Annotated in this window: 2 protein-coding genes; both read right to left on the bottom strand. The window is 60.6% G+C overall.

What is annotated here, in order from left to right:
- Entirely contained in the window at nt 1–18,054 is an 18,054-nt protein-coding gene (locus tag ACSQ3Q_RS20670) for an Ig-like domain repeat protein (RefSeq protein ID WP_436136201.1), read from the bottom strand.
- A gap of 906 nt (nt 18,055–18,960) precedes the next feature.
- On the bottom strand, nt 18,961–20,151 hold the full coding sequence (locus ACSQ3Q_RS20665; protein WP_436136200.1) for a tetratricopeptide repeat protein: 1,191 nt from the start codon (nt 20,149–20,151) through the stop codon (nt 18,961–18,963).
- Nucleotides 20,152–20,389: the final 238 nt, after the last annotated feature.

Raw genomic sequence — 20,389 nt, 5'->3', positions numbered from 1 at the left:
TTATTTCTTAAGGGCGGGAACCTTCGGCCATCCCAAGGGTAGCTGATACAAGGACTTGCCACGATACATCGTTGCAAAGCTGTCTAGCTGCCCACTATATGCGTCGTTGAGCAACCGGTTCGCGAACGTGACGTTCTTACCATCTCCGTACTGAACGTAGCGCTCCAACCGACTGATGTTGTAGTCAACGCTGCCTTGCCTCAGACCGCCTGCATAGGTCTCCAAACTGGAGAGATATTTCCCGTGCTTAGCCTCGACGATCGCGTATTTTCCTTGATTGGAGAAGACGAGATCAAGACCTTGGTTGCCTCTGTACTTGAGAGAAACATCCTCAAGCTGGAAGCCCAGCCTCTTCATCTCCCGGAACGCATAAACCACGCCCTTCGCCTCACTGAGAGTCGAGCTTTCTGCGACTTGGTTCAGAAGAGAGTAGCGCTGCGAGAAGCTCCCATATCTCTGGCTTATTTGGCTCGATGTCAAACCTCCAGCAGCCGCTGTGTCAGCAACTACCGCCGATTCAAGACCTGCAACTGCCCATGCACTAGCATTCACCCTAAGCCCGGTGGACGAAGCTAACGAGGATGAAACCAGGTCCGATGCTACCCCTCCCATAGCGTTGAACGCGCGCGCACCGAACCCAAGGCCACGACCCACCCCATAGCCAAGGACGAGGCCTGCGGCTTGCTCGCCGGCGAACTGCCCCTCGAACCGAGCAGCCGTCTCGAAGTCCCCGCGGCGCCCAGCCTCGAAGTATTTTCTCGTGCTGTCCTGCATCGCACGGGCAGTCCCCTCCGGGTCGGTGAACAGCTGAACTGCACCGTCCACCATGCCGCTGAATGAGAAGCCATTAGCAAATCCTTCAAGGCGCGTGACCGGATTCAGATATTCCCCAAGCTCCTTCCAACCCAGACTCGGCGCATAGCGCGGCTCGAAGCGTTCGCTTGTCCAGAATCTTGGCAACTTCGACGGATCGACCTTGAGGCCCGTCCCGCTGAAACTCCCATTGCCAGCTTCATCGTGAATGGGGCCTGCATCCATTGCAGTTCGACGTGCGCGGCCCAGGTTGTAGTCACCTGCAGCAGCAACCAAATCAGCGTCCTCGACGCCGACCGGCGTTGAGTTGTTGAACGCGCCGAGCACAGCGTCGACCTCCGGCTGCTGCGCCGGTGCCGCTGCGCCGTAGCGCAATTCACTGCGACCGATGTCGCCATCGTTGTACACGGTGCCCTGGCTGTCCTGCTGACCGCCTCCCCAGTTCGCCTCTGCGATCGAGCTCCCCAACGCATTGCCAAACGCATCCACAGCTACCTGCTGCACAGCCACCTTGCCCCCGCGTGCAATCGCTGCAGCAGTCCCCGCCACCAGCCCGGTGGCAAGGCGCGCTCCAAATTGTTCCCCGAATGGCAGCGTCTTAAAGTCGGGGTGATTCATCCCGAGCGATTCCCCCACCACCGCACCCACACCTGCCCCGACGGCGGAGGCCGCCACGCCCCTCCAATCAAAGCTCTTTTGCAGCCCGGTGGCCACGCTGACCCCCTGGGTCAAAGCATTGGCGATGGCCGCTTGGCCAGCCGCTCCTAGGAAACTGCTGTTGGTAGCTCTGGCGATGCTGCCAGCGACGCCCATCTCACTAAGCCCGAAACCAATCCCCCCACTGAGGGCGGACAAGGCCACCGCTTTCCAGTTGAAGCCCTCTTGGGCTCCGATGGCAATGCCTACCGCTTGGCTGACCACACTGCCTGCAGCTGCTGACAGTGCGGCACCGCCAAAAGAAAGTCCGCCACTGCCGGCCAGGGCCGAAGTTCCCGCCTGCATGGTGGACAAGAAACTGCTAGCGCCCGCACTCAGCGCCCCGGCCGTATAGATCGTCACCACAATGGCCACCACGATCATGATGATCTGGCCGATCCCCCCGCACTTATCCCCCTGCGCAGGCATAGGCAGCGTGGCCTCCATCCCGCCCGTGATCTTGCTCGGGTCATACGGCTGGAAGGTCTCGGCATTGTTCGCGTTCAGCGCCAGCTTGGGCACCGACAGCGTCTGCCCCACGGTCAGCGGTGCATCGGCCGAGATCGCCAGGGCGTTGGCGTCGGCAATACGCCACCACAGGCTGCCGTCGCCCAGCACATTGCGCGCCACATCGCGCAGCGTCTCGCCGCCCACCACCGTGTAGGAGACCGGGTCCACACTGGCGCCCTTTAGATTGAGCACCTGCGCCTCCAGCTGGAAGTCCGTGGAGTGCACATACTTGGGCACCGCCTTGGGGTCGGCATCGTTGATGCTGTCGGGCGCATCACCAAAGCGGCCCAGCACCTGGCCATTGGCCACCAGCTGGCGCTGGATATGGCCGGGGTCCAGCGAATCACCCACCCAGCCACCGATGTAGCCCCCCGGGCCGTTCTGGATGCGCCCCGTCTGCCCTGCAGCCTGGTTCACATACAAGGCGTTGCCCTGGACGTCGTTCACAAAGGCGCGGTTAAAGCGCAGATCCTTGAAGGTAGGGCTGCCGTCGGTATTGGTCTCCGTGATGTGGCTGATGAAGCCGTTGGCATCACGCCAGGTATGGCTGGTGGCAGAGCTGCCACCGCGCGTGGTAGTGGCCTCTGACTGCAAGTAGCTGCCGTTTTGCGTGGCGTACTGGTAGCGCGTGGTGGTGGCGTCGCCGTCACTCACCTGCTGATAGCCGCGCAGATTGCCTGCGGCGTCATAGCCCAGGCCCGTGGCGGCATTGCTGCCGGTGGTGTCGTGGTAACGGATGTCATCCACATGGGTCTTGGCCTTGGTGTCGTCACGGCGCAGCACCGCACGGGTGTCCTGCAGCTTGCCGGCGGGGGCGTACTGGTTGTAGCGGTGCTCCTCGTTCCACAGGCTACCGCGCTTGACCAGCGACATGGTGTAGACGGCGCGGCCAGCACCGTCGTACTGGTAAGTCTGGCGTTCGGCAATGCCGTAACCGCTGTAACTCACCATGCGGTGCAGGTCATCGTAGATGTAGGCATAGCTGCCGTTGACATTGCTGCCGTTTTCGCCACCGCCGCTGATGAACACGTTGTTGTCGGCAATGCGGTTGCCCGCAAGGTCGTAGACGTAGTTGTGCGTCTCCAGCAGGGTGCCCAACTGATCTCCGTTCCAGGCGTACTCAGAGCTGCCCTTTTGGCGATTCATCGCGTCATAGGTGAATCGTGTGACGCTGTTGTTGACCTTCTCGGTGCCCCCGGACTGCGTCTTGACCTTTGTGGACACGCTGCTGCGGTTGCCCGCCAAGTCATAGTCGATGCGCACGTCCACGCGGCCGTCCAGCACGGCACGCAGGCGGTTCTGCGCGTCGTAGAACAGGCGGTTGTCCTGGTAGACCACGTTGGCGTAGTCGCCGCTGGCCAGCTTGGTCTTTTGCGTGACACGCTCGCTCAGGCGGTTCCCTGTCAGGTCGTAGGAGTACGAAGTGGTCTGGCCCAGGAAGTTGTCCTGGATGCGGATGAGCTGGCCTGCGCCGTCGTACTGGTAGCCGATGTCTTTCTTCAGGCCCGCGTTGTTTCCCTCATGCGTGAGCTGGCCAGCCAGGTTGTAGGCGTAGTTGTACTGAACGGCGCCGTTCTTGTCGCCGTGGCCGGTCAGGCGCCCCAGAGTGTTGTAAGTCCAGGTCTGGGTCAGGCCGTTGGCGTCGGACTGCTCCACCTTGCGGCCCAGGGCGTCGTAGGCGTAGACAAAGCCGTACTTCAAGACATGGCTGGCCGGAAGACCTTGGCCGTCGACCGGGCGCAGCCCGGCTTCCTGGCCGGTATAGACGACGTTGCCTGCGCGGTCGTACACATACCGGGTGGACTCGTCGTTGCCGTTGATGACGCGCACGCGGCGCCCGGCCTCGTCGTATTCGACGCGTTCGAGCAGGGTTTGCTCGCGGCTTTGCGTGGTCACGCCGTTGGCAGTGGCGCCGCCCTCTGCGTTTTGCACCGTGCCTTCGGTGTTCGTCACCGCATGGCGGGTGATGGCACGCTCCAGGGCTGTGAAGGTCAGGCGCGAGAGCTTGTCGTAGGCGAAGTTGGTGACCACCGTGCGCTGCGCATTGAGGACCTCTGCAGACGATATGCGGTCACCAAAGGCGTCGTAGCGGTAGTCGGTGCGTCCGCCGTCGGCATTGCGCTTTTGCACCAGGTTGCTGGCTGCGTCGTAGACCTTGATGTTGAGGCTGCCAACGCCATCGCGCACGCCGATCTCGCGGCCCAGTTGGTCGTAGTAGATGCGGATGGTAGAGGCGCCCTCAGGGTAGTTCTGGGGCAGGGTCTGCTCGATGAGCTGGTTGCTGGCGTTGTAGCGGTAGGTGGTGGTGTAGTGCTGGGTGCCGGTGGCATCAAGGACGCGCGGGTCTTGCACCGACGTGACGTTGTTCCAGCGGTCGTAGGTGCGGCTGCTGATGGCGCGGCTGGTGAGGTTGTAGGGCGTGCCTGCAACGATGTGCGAAGGCGGGGTGTACGCCGGCGTGTTGTCGATGTTGGCAACGGCGCCACTGGGGCCGGCGGCGGGCACGTTGATGGTGATGTCCGTGCGGGCTTTGTAGGCGCGGTGCTGCGCTGTGGCGGGGTACTCGACGACCACCGAGATGGTGTAGCTGGCACCAGGCTGCATGGTGCTGAGCACGATGCCCTGGCTGCCACCCGCACTGAACGCGCTGCCGTGGCTGTCGCCTTGCGTAAACACGCTGGGCGAGCTGCCGAACGATGGCAGGGGCGGCGAGGCCGTGACGGTGACCCTGGCATTGGCCTCGGGTTTCTCCCATTGGAGGACAGGGTGTACCTGCCCGTCAATCTGGGCCATGCTGGTTTTGACGCCGGCAATCTTGGCCGTAGCGCTGTTGCTGGCGTTCAGCATGTACCAGTAGAGGACTTCCTGTTCGTAGATGGTGGTCAGGTAGTCGCCCTGGCTCAGGGGACCGTAGGAGTTGCCGTCGTATACGGCATACAGCGCAGTGGTGCCGGGGGCAGGGACCTTGGAGATGTAGCCGTCGAATTGGTAGGCCGACTGGTACCAGACGCCTGGGCTCAGCGAGCTTGGCGCCGAGGTCAACGTTTGGTAGTAGCCGATGTCCGACGGGTTGGCCGTCAGGCGGTAGATGTTTTCGTTACCGTACTTGTACTGGTACAGGCGCTCATTGTTCGCGGTCGGCGCAGTCTCGACGTAGCCCATGATCCCATCGTAGTAGGCGTACTGCGGTGAGCTAGGGTTGGCTCTTTGGTCGGCCAGGATCTGCTCGAACATGGCGATGACGGAGGGGTCTGCGGTGGTGATGTGATGGTCATTGTTGTACGGCATGTAGTACCGGTGCAACGGCGTGCGGCCGGGTGCCCATTCGGTCCAGACATACCCAACAATTCCCAGGTTGGTGACGTTGTTGTTGGCAGCGGTGACCGGTGGTGTGCTGTCCCACGCGTTTACACCCTGCGGCACAGAGAGCACGCCCGTGGCATGCATCTTTTCTGCGCCACCTGCCTTTTGCGCGAGCACTTCGTATTCGAAGTCTCCCGCCCCCAGGTTGAGCGCGATGCCTTGCATCCCAATGCCCATGCCGCTGGTGCGGCCGTCGCCATAGCTGAAGATGCCGCTGCCTACGGCACGTTCCGTCCCACCGCTGGTGCTTCCCTTCGGCCAATAGCGGAAGGTCACAGTCCAGTCGGACGAGGGCTTGGGCCATTGCAGCACGCGGTAGAACGTGCCGTCGATATTGGCAGTGCCCTGGTTGACGCCCGCCATTACTGGCAATGTGGCTGGGCCTGTGGCGCCGATGTTGAATGTGCCGGAGCCAACTTCGCGCGTTTTTTCTGGGTTGGTGTTGCGGATGCGGTACTCGTAGCTGCCATTGCCGAGGCCAAGTTGGCTCACGTCAAAACGGGCTGCGGATCCAAAGGATCGTTGAATGCCTGTAGGTGCGGTGGCCCAGGCATCGCCGCTTCCTGTGCGTCGGTATTCCAGCGTTGTGCTGCTGACCAAGTCTTGCGGATAGGTGACTTCGATGGTCAGCCCACCGGCAGATGCATATAGGGTAGGTGTGCGGGGGTTCGCTACACCTGGCGCAGGAGGGGCAATGCCGAGCAACGCGTTGCGGTCGCTCAGTGCCGTGGTGTACAGGCCATCGGCGCGCGTACCGTCCACGCTGGTCGCGTTGCGGTTGTGCTGCAGGCTGTACAGCTTGACCATGCCCAGAGGCGTGCCCCCCGCAGGGTCGCCCACATAGCCATCAATGCCCTTGTTAACCCAACCTTGGTTGGTCAGTGCGGTCAGTTCCGAGCCTCGTGCGTAGACAGACCCATCAAGCCCGGGTTTGGTCAAGCGGTACATCGCCACCAATCCGGCGGCCGGGCTCGCACTGACGTACCCTGCAATGCCTTCGTCCAGCCATCCCTGCTGCTGGTTGAGCAAAGTATCGCGTTCGCCGGCGCTGGTGCTGAAGTAGTGCGAATCCGAGATGCGGTTGTAGTAGCGGTAGATGGGTATCCGACCGTCGCCAGATTCACTCCAGATGAAGCCTGGGCTCGCGGTTTCTGACCAGTTCATCGGCTGAGCGTGGCCCGGCGGTGCCACGTCATACAGGCTGGTCCAAGCACCGAACAGGTCCATTTTCTCCAGCTTGATGCCCTTGATGGCGCTGATGCCCAATGGTTGACCTGGCGACCAAACCGTACGTCCGTCTGAAAGCCGGCGCAGATCGTCGGTGCTCCATTTGAGAACATAGCCATTGGCAGCCTCTTCCGCGCTGACAACCAAGCTGATCTTTTGATTGAGCGTGGCCGGATAGTCTGCTGTCGTGCCCGAGTCTTGGTTGGTAACGGTTGTGTAGGGCAGAGTGTCGTACGTCAGCGTAATCCGAACGTCGCCGCTGCCAAGGTTTTGCAGAGAGCGCCACACCAGATCTACCTGGTTGATGGAGGTGTTGATCGGATGCTGGCTGATCGACTGGCTTTGACTAATGGTGCCGTAGATCAGGCTCTCGCGCGTGGAGATGCTCATGGCCTGATCGCTGACGCGTTCAGGTGCGAGTGTTTGCGTCAGGCGGCCCAGCGCGTCGTAGCGCATGTCGGTGCGGCGGAACTGCTCGGGCGATAGGTACTGCCCAGTAAGCGCTGCTTGGGTGCCGCTGTAGCTTTCCAGGTTGATGCTTCCGCTGGCGATCAGCTGGATGGTCTGCTGGCCTTGGGTGTTATAGGCCATGACCTTGGTAACGCCATCACCCGCATTGCTGCGCCACAGGCGGCCAGCGTTGTCGTAGTCCTGCTTCTCCAGTGCAACCAAGGTTTGGCCGTCGCGGACTTCGCGCTGTGTGACTTCCCCAAAGGCGTTGTAGGTCAGGCTGGTGTCGCCCTTGCTCAGAGCTCCTACCGGCCCATACTGCAGCGGCGTGAACGTATGGGTTTGGCGCCCGACCTTGTCGTACCCGTAGGCGCGCCACAGCGTCTGATATCCCTGGGCTCCGTTTTCGTTGAGCACGCTGACGGTTTGCCATTCCTTGGCGATCTGGCCTTGAGCGTTGTAGGAGAAGTGACGGCTCGCGCCCAGCGCATCGGTGGTTTGCACCAGATGGCCCTGCGCGTCGAAGCGTGACAGGCTGACTCGGTCCTTAAAGAGGTCGACCGCGGTCATGAACCCGGCTTCAGTGGCGTTAAGCGCGCCAGCTATCCGTTCTGTAGAGACAAGAACGTTGCCGTGGGCATCACGCTTGAATTCCGTCAACGCGGCAACTTTCGATGCCCCGTTGTTCAGGCCGCCTGTGCCTGTATTGGCAGACGGTGCCACAACTGCCGTGACACGGCCCAGCGCGTCGTAGTAGCTGTAGGTCTTGCCGCCTGCGGCGTCGGTGGTGCACACCAGGTTGCCCACGGCGTCGTAGGTATAGGCTGTGGTCAGGTCGCCAGTGCGCTCCACCAGCGACCAAGCGCTATTGGGGTCGATTTCGGAGTACCCGGCTCCGCGGCGGATCTCAGCGGTCTTGCGGTTGAGAAGGTCGTAGCTGAAGTCCGTGACGCGGTCACCCACCGTAGTGTTGGGAGTGGTGGCGCCTGTGCTTTGAGCGCTCGCATACTCGACCTTGCGCAGAACATTGCCTGCTGCGTCGTAGCTCCAGCTAGTGACGAACCCCAGTGCGTCCGTGGACGCTGTCAATCGGCCCAACTGGTCATATTTGTTGGTGCTCAAGCTCCAGCGTGAGTCGCCAAGGTTCTTGCTCACCCCGACAAGGTCGCCGAAGGTGTCATAGGAATTGACGGTGGTCTTGCGGCCCAGGGACTGAGTGCCTGTTTCGCTGTCGTAGTTGAAAACCTGAGGTTCCTGCACCTGCAGGACACGGCCCATGCGGTCATAGGTGGTCTGGAACTCACGGTCGGCTGCGTGATTCTTGCCGGCCATATGCGTCCGCACGTCTGCAGCGGACGGCGCGGATCCGGCGACGGTCCACAACATATTTTTCTCGGCATAGCGAACCAGCGACTCAGCCTCACCCCAACGATTGCGGGTGTAGCCGGTGACGAAGCCCTCTGCATCCACCTCGTACGAGAGTTGCCCCGCGCGGTCGTAGGCCTTGTAGCTCCAGTTGCCCGTGGCATCGCGCCCCGCAATTGCATTGCCCAAAGCGTCGTAACGGGTTTCCGTCCAGAGTTGCGCAGCGGCTTCGGCACGGGACGCGGTCCCGGTTTGGCCGTTGGTGACGAGATTGTCCGCAGACGCGTCATAGACTCCGACGATAGGCAGAAACACCTTGGTCTGGCGGCCCAGCGCGTCGTACTCGTAGCGTGTCGTTCTTGCTTCAGGGCGGCCGGCGGCTTCGGTCCGGGATGCCAGGTTGCCGAAGGTGTCGTACTGCAGTTGTGTGGCGATCTGGACCGACCCGGTCTGCGAGCCGTCGACGGTCAACCCTCCGTTTCCATCGTTGACCACCGAGGCAACTTGAACTTGCGGGGAGAGTTCCAGCACCATGCGCCCTGCGACGTCGTACTGGTACTCCCACAGGCTTCCCTTCTTGTTGGTGAAGCTGGCCTTGTTCCCGTGAGCGTCGTAGGTGTAGCTTTCCGAGCGCTGCAGTGCGTCCGTGCTGCCTGCCAGCCTGCCCGCCGCGTCGTAGCGGAAGGTGGTGGTTCTGTCTTGTCCCGGCGTGGTTACGGCCTGAGTGCCATTGGCGGCGGCCGCATGGGCAACTGTGGACGTAACTTGGCCCAAGCCGTTGTATGCGCTTGACGTTGCGTTCCCTTGTGCGTCGATGGACAACACCACTCGGCGCGCGCCATCAAGGACCTGGACACCTGTGCGGTCGTCGGAGCTGGCCTGCACGCGCGCGAGGATGTCTTGCGGCCGGCTGGCAGAGGTCAGGCCGCTCATATTGGCCTGGGCCGCGTAGCGTGTTGTCGTGACCGTGTTGGTGCCGTAGTCGGTGCGCGTCACGGCCCCTGTCGCGTTGACGGTGACCACCAAGCGGTCTGCGGCGTCATACGCGTATTGGGTCAGGCGGTTTCCGGGCTGGTAGTCTGCCGCGCCTCCCAATGCGGTACGAATGTTGGCGAGCGTGTAGTTGCCAATAGAAGGGCTGAACACTGCCCCGGTGGTGGCAGCCGGCGGCGTGATGGTGACTGCGTAGTCCAGTTGCTGCGTAACGTTGCCGTTGGCGTCGTAGCCTGTCTGCGAGACGCCGCCCAGTGCGTTGACCGTGTAGACCCGCCGGTTGGCGGCGTCGTAGACATAGTCGTTGGCTGCATCTGCCGCAGACTCGATGAACCCCGGCGTTGACATACCGCTGCCCATCGCAACCGGTGTGGCCAAGCGCACGGTTTTGATGACGTTGCCGTTGCGGTCATAGGCGTTGCGCGTTGCAGCGCCGACACCGTCGACACTCCACAACAGCCGGTTGGCCTTGTCATAGCCGTAGCGCTGAACAATGTTCTCGCTTGACTGGGACTGGCTCGAGACGGCGGAGGCGAAATCCCCTTCGAGCCAACCAGTGTTCGCATTGACACGCTGGCCGAAGGCGGTGCGCTCAAGCAAATTACTGTTGCCGTCGTAGACGTAGCGGACCACGGCGCCTGTGCCGTCCATCGAGTACGTCGACCGGCCCAGCGCGTCGTAGGCGGTTCGGATGCGTTGGTCGTGGGCGTCGTCAGCTACTAGCGGCAGCACTGTTTCTGTGGTCCAGCTTGTCGCACCGCTCATATCCAGGCGAGCGGCATAGCGACGCTGTTCCAGGACATTGCCGTTGGCGTCACGCGTGTAGGACGTAGCTTCGCCAAGTGCATTGACGCTGGTCATGAGCCAGCCGTCGCCGTTGTATCCGCGGTACTCAATGTGGTCTTCGGTGGAGCGAACCACCCGCTGGGATATCTGCCCGGCCACGCCGGACGGACCTGGTCCAAAAACCGCAGCAGAGTCCAGGCCCGTGGTTTGGATGGCATTTCGGTAAGCAATGGTTTTGCTTACCCGCCCTGCTGCGTCATAAACGGTCTGAACCACGCCGCCCGCTCCGTCCACGGTGTGGGTGAGCCGGTTTTCGGTGTCGTAGCCGCGGTAGCTGGCATTGCCGTTGGCATCGACGATCTTGGTGACGTTGTCGTTCTTGTCGTAGCTGTAGGTGCGTGTGAGATTCAGCCCTGCCGGGTCAATCTGTTCCTGGACACGGCGGCCGGCGGCGTCGTACGTGTAGCGGGTGACTGAGCCGTTGGGGTCGGTCACGCTCAGCGTTTGGCCCTGCGTGTCGTAGGTGTAGCGAGTGACGAGGTTGAGCCCGCTGGGGTCAACAGCCTGGCTGGTGAGTTGGCCCTGCAGGTCGTAGGTGTAGCGGGTGACGGAGCCGTTGGGGTCGGTGACCGACAGCTGCTGACCCTTGGCGTCGTACGCGTAGGCGGTAACAAGGTTCAGTCCCGTCGGGTCCACGGTGCGCGTCAGCAAGCGATTGGCTGCGTCGTAAGCCAGCTGGACCTTGACGCCATTGGCGTCCGTCGTCTGAACGAGGCGTCCGGCGCGGTCGTACTGCTCTGCTGTACTGGTGAGTGCCGTAGCGATGCCCGTGGAGTGACCGTCGGCGTCGTAGGTGTAGGTCGTGGAGTTTCCGCGACCGTCGGTCACGGTCTGCACCTGTCCAAGGGGGTCGTGAACGGTTTTGACCTGAACGCCCTCAGGGCTCGTAATCGTCAGGCTGCGTGCGGTCTGGTCGTACGCATAGGTGGTGGTATTGCCGAGCGCGTCGCTATAGCTCACCTTGCGTGAAAACGCATCGTAGGTTGTGTGGTCTATGTTGCCGAGCGTATTGGTTTGGCTGACCGTGCGTCCGAGACGATCGAATGATTGCGACCGTGTGTTGCCCTTGGCATCCGTTGCACTGGTCTGGCGCCCAAAGGCGTCGTAAACCGCGGTGGTGATGGCATTCAACCCGGCGGGGTCCCGCGATTCGCTGGTCCTGAGGCCGCGTCGGTCGTAGGCTGTGACGGTATGAATCGCCGGGCTTAGTGCGTTGGCTAAGGTGCGAGAAGATTCTTCGCGGAATGCGTTATAGGCGTAGCCGGCCAGAAGGCCTTGAGCATTGCTATGCGTCAGTAATGTGCCCGTGGTCGCATAGGTATAGATATCCTTGCTGTCGACGGTTGAATTTCTGGCTGCATTCAAAGCGCTGGTGAGGGCTGCATTGATCAGTCCGCCTGCATTGGAGCCAGTAAGGCCTGTGAGGCTGATCCGGGTTCCGTAGCGAACCGTGGTGGCGATCTGATCGAACGCGTTGTACTGGTTTTCTACGACTTCCCCCAGGGCATTGACTACATGCGTGAGGCGCCCATCTGCATCGTAAAAGTACAGCGTCCTGTTGCCGTTGGCGTCTGCCGTGCTGGTTCTACGACCTGCAAGGTCATAAGTATGTTTGAGACCATACTGGTTCCAGATCGCATCGATCTGCGCCTGCGTTTGTCCCGCATCAAGTAAGGCGACACCTGTGGCTGACAGCTCGGCCGTAACGTGCCCCTGCGCATCGTAGCGGCTTGCAAGACTGCGAGAGTTGGCCGTCGCCTCCGCTTTGGTGGAGAAAAGAACATTGCCGGATGCGTCATAGCTGTACTTGGTGACCGTGCCATCCGCAGCTGTTTCTTGCACCAACAGGTTTCGCGCATTCCATTGCCTGCGCACGATTTGATCCAGAGGGCTGGTCGTTGGACGAAGGTCCACCATGCTGGCAGTGTCAGGATTGACGGACGCACTGACTCGCTGGGCGTACTTGGTGGTTTGCGCTACGTTGCCGTTTTGGTCGTAGGTGTATTCGGTCAGGTAGCCTTCCGCATCCACGGACGCCACGACTTGGGCTTGCGCGTTGTAGCGGATGAACGACCTGATGTCGCTAGGGCTTGAGGCTGGGCGAAGTCCGCTAAGGTCCGAGGTATTTCGCGCAACTTGCAACCGGGGCTGCAGCGTTGCATCGTCAGAAAAATCGGCGATTCGCGTAGCGTATCGAATGGTGCCGAGCTGTCGCCCGGCAGCGTCATAGCGCATTTCCTGCAGATACCCCTCACCGTCCACGGTGGCGAGCAATTGACCGTCCTTGTTGTAGACCTGCCGGACAACGCGGTCGGACGAGCTATGTGTGAGATTGAGAGGCGAGGACGCGAGCGCGAGCGCGGCCGCAGGCAGTGTGGACGATACGCTGGTGCTATTGGTTGCATCTCCGCCGTAGGAGGCTGTCAGGGGCAACGTCGGATCAGGCAGATCGCTGAGGGTCAGTGAGGCCAGCCCTTGAACCAGAGAGGCGGTCCCCAGCAGCACGCCCCCTTGATAGAAATTGATACCCCCAACTGGGTTGTTGCCCAGAACTCGCGCTGTCAGCAAGATCGTGGCGTTTTGGCGCGCGGCGCTTAGAACAGTGCTGGTGGGAGCTGACGCCTGCTGGACATTCTGGCTGAACGAGTGCTGGCTGCTGGCATTTTTGAGGTCTCCGGCATAGGAAATGGTCAACTGGTGAGAGCCAGAAGGCAGCGTGCCAGTTGGCAGTGTTGCAGTGCCATCGATGAGATTTGCGACTGCGATGCAGACTCCGTTGCTGAGCAGCGCCACACTGCCCGTAGGACTGTCCCCAGTGACTCTGATGGCCAAGGCGCTGCCCGCCGGGGCACTACTGGCCGATGTAATTGCGATTTGTGCAGGTGGGAGCGGTGTACCGGACGGACCAGCCGGAGCCGTGGACTGGTTTACGGGAGCAGTCATCACCGTCAGGGCGAGGGTGGAGGACTGCGAGTTGGCGTTGCCGCTCCCGTTTTCGAAAACAGCACGAACGGATGCTGTTCCTACTGGCAGGTCGGGATAGGTGAGCGTAGCTGTGCCGTTGACGACGGAGACGGTCGCAAGGGCCGTTTGGTCGTTGTAGAACGTGACTTGACCGCTTTGTGCTCTTTGCCCCGCAGCCGTGAGAACGGTTGCTGTCCAGCTCACAGCTTCGCCCACGGTGGTTCGCGTCTTGGACGCCGTCAGCGCAGTGTTTGTGGTGGCTGCCGCCACATTGACAGAAATCGGAGTTGAGGTGATTCCGGTATGACCAGCGTCTCCGGAGTACACAGCAGTGATGCTGTTGGAGCCCAGTGGCAGGGCCGATGTGGCGAAGGTGGCGTTTCCCGATGCACTTACGGTGGAGCTGCCGAGCAGAATGCCATCGGAGAAGAAACTGACGGTGCCTCCAGAAGGAGGTGCCGTACCGCCCCACATGCTGACCCAGAAATTAACAGTCTCTCCCCAAGAGGGGTTGTTGGGATAGCTCAGGCCTGCTGCAATCCCGGTGTTCGTGGCGGCTACCGAGACAATGCTGGTGGTTGAGTTCACGACCGTGCCCTGGCCGTTGTCATGGCGGGCGCTTAAGGTGTGTTGTCCCGATCCAATGTCTACTGTGAGGGTTGCGATACCGTTGACTGGGCTTGCCTGACCAAGGACGTTCGCTCCGTTGTAGAAGGTGACTGTGCCGCCGGCTGGAATGCCATCAGCAAGGGCACTGAGCAACAACGTCGAGGAACTGCTGCCTTGCTGCGTGATGCTGCTGCGCAACGCGAGCGCTGGTGTGCTGGCGATACTGTCTTGCAAGAAGGCGCCGACATTTGCGGCTGCGTACGTGGCGTCTCCGGCATAGTCCGCACTAAGGAGTGGATTGCCGGACGGTGGGTTGGCTAGTGTGAGACTGGCCCAGCCGTTGATGATGGCCGCGGTGCCAAGTACAGTGCCGCCGTGCGAGAACGTGACAAGGCCGGCTGATGGAAGGTTGGTGCCGGCGAACTTTGCGTGGAGGGTCAGCGAGCCGTTGGCTGCGAGCGCGCTGCTCAGTTCAAGACTGGCGGGCCGCAACCCCGCCGCCACGGTGACGGAGGCAGCCTCCCTGCTTAACTCGGCAGGGGTGCTGGCGTCGCCGCTATAGCTTGCGGAGAAGGCATGTACCCCAGTTGTTGGATTGGAAAGCGACAGGGTAGCAACGCCATTGACAACGTCTGCGGCACCCACGATAGCGGAGCCGTCCAGGAACGTGACTTTGCCGGTGGATGCACCGTCCGGAATTTGTGCCGTAAGGGTAACGGTCTGTCCTGGGCCGGCTGAAGCGGGTGTCGCCGTGAGGGTCAAGGGCGTGCGGACTTGCACCACTGCCGACTGTGACGTGGAGGGTTGAGCGGTTGCGTTGCTCTCGTAGACAGCTCGAACGGATGCGGTGCCGGTGGGAAGGCTGGGGGACACGAAAACCGCTACGCCGTTGACGACGGGTACGGCGCCCAAGAGGGTGTTGCCGTTGTAAAAAGCGACTTGGCCGTCTTGTGCCGGTTGCCCCGATGCGGTTGTCACCGTGGCTGCGAAACTAACGGACTCACCCTGGCGGATCTGCGCCTTGGACGCGCTCAAGGCTGTGGTTGTCGCAACGGGCGCGACGGTGATCTGTATGGGAGAAGATGTGACGCCTACATGGCCCGCATCACCTGCATACACTGCGGTGACGTTGTTGGCACCCAGTGGCAGTGCCGCCGTGGCGAACGTGGCATTGCCCGTTGCGTCCACAGTGGTGCTGCCCAGAAACGTTGCGCCGGAGAAAAAATTGAGGGTTCCGCCAGTTGGGGGGGTGTTGCCGCCCCACATGCTGACCCAGAAATTCACCGTATCGCCAAAGTACGGGTTGTTGGGGTAGCTGACGCCCGCAGCAATGCCAGTGTCTGTTGCCTGCCCCGGAGTGGCTACAGAAGCAGCTGTGACGTTGAGATTCTGTGCAGCGGAAATGCTTCCTGCATGGGATGGGCTACCCAGGTACGTGACATGTAGGTCGTTGGCGCCGGTAGAGAAACCAGGGGCTTTTACTGTGACCTGAAGGCTCGCTTGGCCGGTTGCTGCTGTGGCTGTGCCCAGAAGAATAGAGCCGTGGAAGAACGCGATTGAGCCATTCGCTCCAGCGTTGTCTATTGAGGCTGAAAGAGTGACGGTACTGCCAGCCTGAGCTGTGGGCGGGGAAACCGACAGTGCAGTCTGTGTGGGCACTAAAACAGTGGGATTGGCGAGAGCCGAAACCGCCGCTGCATTGCTTGCATCCCCAGCGTATCGGGCGGAGATCTGGAGCTGGCCTGCTGGTAGGTTGTTCAGTTCGAGGGTCGCAATGCCACCAACCATTGCGGCGGTGCCAACCAGGGTTGGTCCGTTGTAGAAATTGACGGGCCCCGCAGGATTGCTGCCCAGCACAACGGCCGTGAGCCTGACAGTGGAGCCTTGCACAGCGGAGGATGGGGTGACCTGCAGCCCAATAGCACTGAGGCTGCGACCGTCTCCTTGAGATGGCCCTGCTGTGCCGCCGGCAACAATCTGTGCGACATTGGCAAGTAGCGCCGTGTCGATGGGAGTGGCGAGTTGCGTGACCGCGGTAATGCGGGACGCCCCATCGTAGGTTGTCTGGGTGACATATCCTTGCGTGTCGATTTGCCACACAAGTCTCTGGGACTTGTCATAAATGCGCCAGTTCTTGCGATCGTCGGCGCCGCCTTGGGCTCTGATCGTTGCAAGGCTAGGCTCCTGGGATTGAGCGCCGAGGAGACGGGCATAACCGATGGTTTGAACGATCTGGCCGTTGTCGTTGTACACGTACTCGACAGCCGCGCCTGTCCCGTCCACATCCGCGACTTTGCGGCCACTTTCATCGTAGATCACCCATTGACGTACGCCCGTGGGGTCCTCAGTCATAGTCAAGCGTCCAACCGCGTCGTAGCTGTAACGCGTAACACCTAGATTGGTCCCCGCTTGGCTCTGAGAGACACTGATCAACCGACCTGCCGTGTTATAGGACGAGAGCGTGGTCAGGCCGTTGGCGCGAGTTGTGGTGACGGTACGGGCGGCGTCGGCGTAGTCAATGACAACCGTGGTGGGCGCGCCTCCACTAGGCGAAGGCTCACTGCTGACAATGAGGCGTCCCAGACCATCGTAGACATGTTGCGTGATGCTGTCCTGATTCGGACGAACGATCTGAAGGAGTTCTCCCGCTTGCCCGTAGAGGTAGTGCGTTGTGCTTGGATCGTTGCCATTGCCGGCGGCATCGACCGTTTGGTAAGAGGTGCTGGTCTGGAGCTGGCCTCTAAAGTCATAGGCTATGTCGGTTCGCATGACGCCCGCGAGGCTCTGCAAAGCGACCCAGGACTGCATTTGGGCCTCATCCGGGACGTTAGTCTCCGCCAGGGTTGCAGTTGGGTAAATACTGGTCGAGTACTCTAGCGTGGTGACAGGTTGCCCATATGCGTCATACCGAAACTCTTGGACTCGGCCTTCTGGTGTGATGCGGAAACGTTCCAGACGACCTTTGGCGGAGTCGTACACATAGCGTGTCGTGAGCGATATGCCATCAATGCCTGCGACGGTTTGGGTCAGCAGCTGGTTGTGAGCGTTGTATGTGCTCCTGACGGAGTTGCCCAGAGCATCGGTCTTGACGGTTTGGTTGCCATTTGCATCGTACTGGTAGCCGATACTCTGTCCCGAGGCATCTGTCATTGAGACAAGATTGCCGTTGCTGTCGTAGTGGTAGGTGAGACTTGTCAGTCCCTCTGGCCTGGCGGCTGTGATACCCGTGCGTACTCCCGTCAGTTGTCCGCTGGCATCGTAGGAATAGCTGCTGACGGCTCCGAGGGGGTCGGTGACTACTGTGCGCAATCCGGCAAGGTCATATGCATACTGCGTCGTTTTGCCGGCCCCGTCTGTGACGCTTGCAACGCGATGCTCACCGCCCACTTCTACGTAGGAGATGGACAGGGCGGTGCCATCGGTTTGCGTGACTGAGGCAACCCGCTTGCTGGTGCCCTCATAGCCATAGGTGGTGACGTATTTCTTTAGATCCGCCGTGGAGTTGTCCGATGGAGTCAGGTCGACTGTGACTGTGGCAAGACGCCCGGCGTTGTCGTATCCATAGTGAACTCTGGTACTGGTCGCGCCATTGCGATCCAAAACCTGAATCCGCGTGAGGCGTCCATTGTTGTAGTCGTAGCGCGTGGACTCGCCCGAAGCGGTGGTAACGCTTTCCAAAAGGCCGTCGGGGTTGTAGGCAAAGGTAATCGCATTGCCGTTGGCGTCACTTTGGCTTCGCAGGATCCCGGTGGCGTCGTAATGCTCTTGAATACCGGTTTCGCCATCCGTCCACACCCATTGGCCGTTCGCCTGTTGGAGGGTGTCATACGCACCGCCGCCATCGCGGTTGACATACATGCTGGTGGTAGCGTCATAGGTGTAGAGCAACTGAGCGCCGTCGTGGTCCGTGCGCGTGACAACGACGTCTGCTGCCCCCGTCCCTTGGAAGGCAAGTCGCTTGCGCTGGAGGCCATACGACCACTCACCTTCGTCAAAAGCCCCCTGGCTGTTATACGTGCGAACTACTGCCGAATCGCTTCCCACACTGGCCAGGTACTCATCTTGGCGCTGTAGAACAAGGTTGCCGTTCGCAACGTTGATATACGCCTGTTCGCCGCTGCGCCCTTGGGTCGTGTTGGTGCCAACGCCTTTCTGTCCCAGTGTTGCCAAAGAACTTGCCCCGAGGCCTAAACTGTTGCCGCTGACGATCCCGACCATGTCTGTTTCCTGTGTGGTGACGGTGCGGCCTCCCGCACTCAATCCAGTCAATCCACATGGTCGAGAAATTGTTTAGTAAAGCCATCTTCGGCTTAGGGTTTCTTTCCCCGTAGACTGATTTGTTTCTCTATCTATCGTGGTCACTAACTGCGCAATTCACGGCTGCGTGCGGCCAGCAAGCTCGTCGCCGCCTTGGACGATCGGCTGACGACCTACGGAGTACATCTGTCCTCGTGCCTGCGCTCGGGTCTGGACAGAGCCAGCGTCGCCAGGGCTGGCAAAGCCCTTGAGCCCCAGCAGTCGCAATAGCCCGAGGGCGGGGAGGAGTCTCTGACCCTTCCTCAGCAAGCACAACTAACCGGATCCCGCCGATTTCGTCCTGTTGAGGGAAATGGCCAGCTGATGCGATCCAAAACCGCTATCGAGTAGGACAGGAATAGTTGGGACGGCCAAGAACCCAAAACCGTGATTGGTCAAGATCACGGGAGTCCACAAGGTGCCTGCACCAAAGAACGCAACGGAGCTAACGCTTTGTCCGCGACAGCGGCTTGCGGCAGTCAGGCTGACAAGACCCAGAAGGAAACGTCGGCAGGACGCGCAATACGCAACAAGCCAGGGTTAGCCCTCAACTGTTGGAATCAAACGATAGTTCAAACGGAATCAGTGCACTGAAACCGTTCGGGGGGAACAAGGCGACTCCATATGTGCATGGGAAGCCTGACATCAACGCAGGCTTAGGTATCGCCAAGACAGCTCCCTTTCGGCTGCGGAAAGGGCCGCATGGATGATCATCAGGTTCAAGATATGGGGTGTGATCCGTTCGAATTTGCGCGGACCACGCGACGCTTTGCATGTCCCTCTGGGCCCAGCGATGCCCCGGGCCACAGGACCACTCGGCTTTCGGGGCTAAGGTCGGTGGATCCAGTCCGCCATAGTCCCCCCTAGCGGTCCTTGGTGGGCTCCAAGGATTCGCTTGGCCAAGCGTTGCAGCGCCTGTGCACTTTGCAATTCACCGCTGATCAGCGCCGCAGCATACTGCCCAGCAAGACAATTCTTATCCAAGCGAAGGGCATTGTCTGCGTGCTTCTTTGCTCCCACTGCATCACCGGTGAGAAAGAGGGCGACCGCAACAGCGCCCTGGCTTTCCGCAAAGTTGCGATCAAGATCTAACGCATGCTGGAACGTAGCAAGGGCCTCTTGGAGCAATCCTGCCAGCAACTGAGACCACCCGAGCCCGTGCCACGTTCCGATGTGGCCCGGTAGTGTTTCAAGGGCAGTGTAAAAGTGAGCTTGTGCTTCCGCGAGAGCGCCGTCAAGCATCTTGGCAAAGCCTCGGATTGACCATGCGCGCCCTTCGCGCGGGCTCAGCATGAGCGCGCGATCGGCAAGTTTGCACGCCTGCTCAGTGTCCCGACTGGCTAAGAGGAGCGATGCCCGCGTCACAATTGCTTCTGATCGCTCCGATTCTTTAATGTCGCTCTCAAGTGCGATGCGCGACCATTTCTGAGCTAAAACTGTTTCAGACGCGTCCAGAGCCGCGAGACTCGCAATTCCCGCGACCCTGTGCGAAAGCTCTCCTGCTTCATCCATAGCCTTAGCCCAAGCGCACGCACGGGCTGCGTCTTTGCTGTGGTGTAAAGCGCGCAACCACAGCTTTTGCAGGCCTACTTCGGCCTCGTTCGGCGGATGGGCCGACAGCTCACCCTGCAGCAACTTCGCCATGCGCGGTTCAAGTATCGCAACGCATTGGTCGAAGTTGCTTTCGCCAAAATACGTATAAGCAACGTTGTGGAGAAGGGTATCTTGAGCTTCCGCGGGCAGCGCGTCGTGACCTAACGCTTGGAGCACCTCGCGGGCCTGGCGATAGTCCTTTTTTGCCAGCAAAAGGTCGCCCTCGCGGATTCGCCAGACCATGGACTCTGGCGCATGGCGGAGCCCAAAATCAATCTGGGCGCGAGCCAAATTCCAATCTGCGCACCGCAGCGCAGCTTCAAAAATCGCGGTCCGCAACGACATGTTGTCCGGGTCTTGGACAAGAAAGCTCTCAAGTCGCAGCAGTGCTTCGCGCTCTGCGTGGTCCCCTCCACTGATATCCATAACAGGCCTCACTGATATTGCCGGCGATCTTACGGCATGGAGGTGTAGTACCGCGCAGCTATGAACAAGTGACAAGCCTCAGTCGTATGAGACTTTTGAGGGTGGAAAAGGGCTGCAATACCCCTTCTGCACACTGGGATATACGCCTCCAAATTTCGCGTAAGTCGTTGATTTTATTTGGGCACTTCGTCGAGAAGGCTGCGAACTGCTCGGCTTGCCCCGCGCGCCCTCAACAAAC

It is taken from the genome of Acidovorax sp. LjRoot129 (assembly GCF_964253765.1).
Lineage (GTDB): Bacteria > Pseudomonadota > Gammaproteobacteria > Burkholderiales > Burkholderiaceae_C > Acidovorax.
Note: the sequence above shows the minus strand (reverse complement) of the source record. Positions and strands in the feature narration are given on the sequence as shown.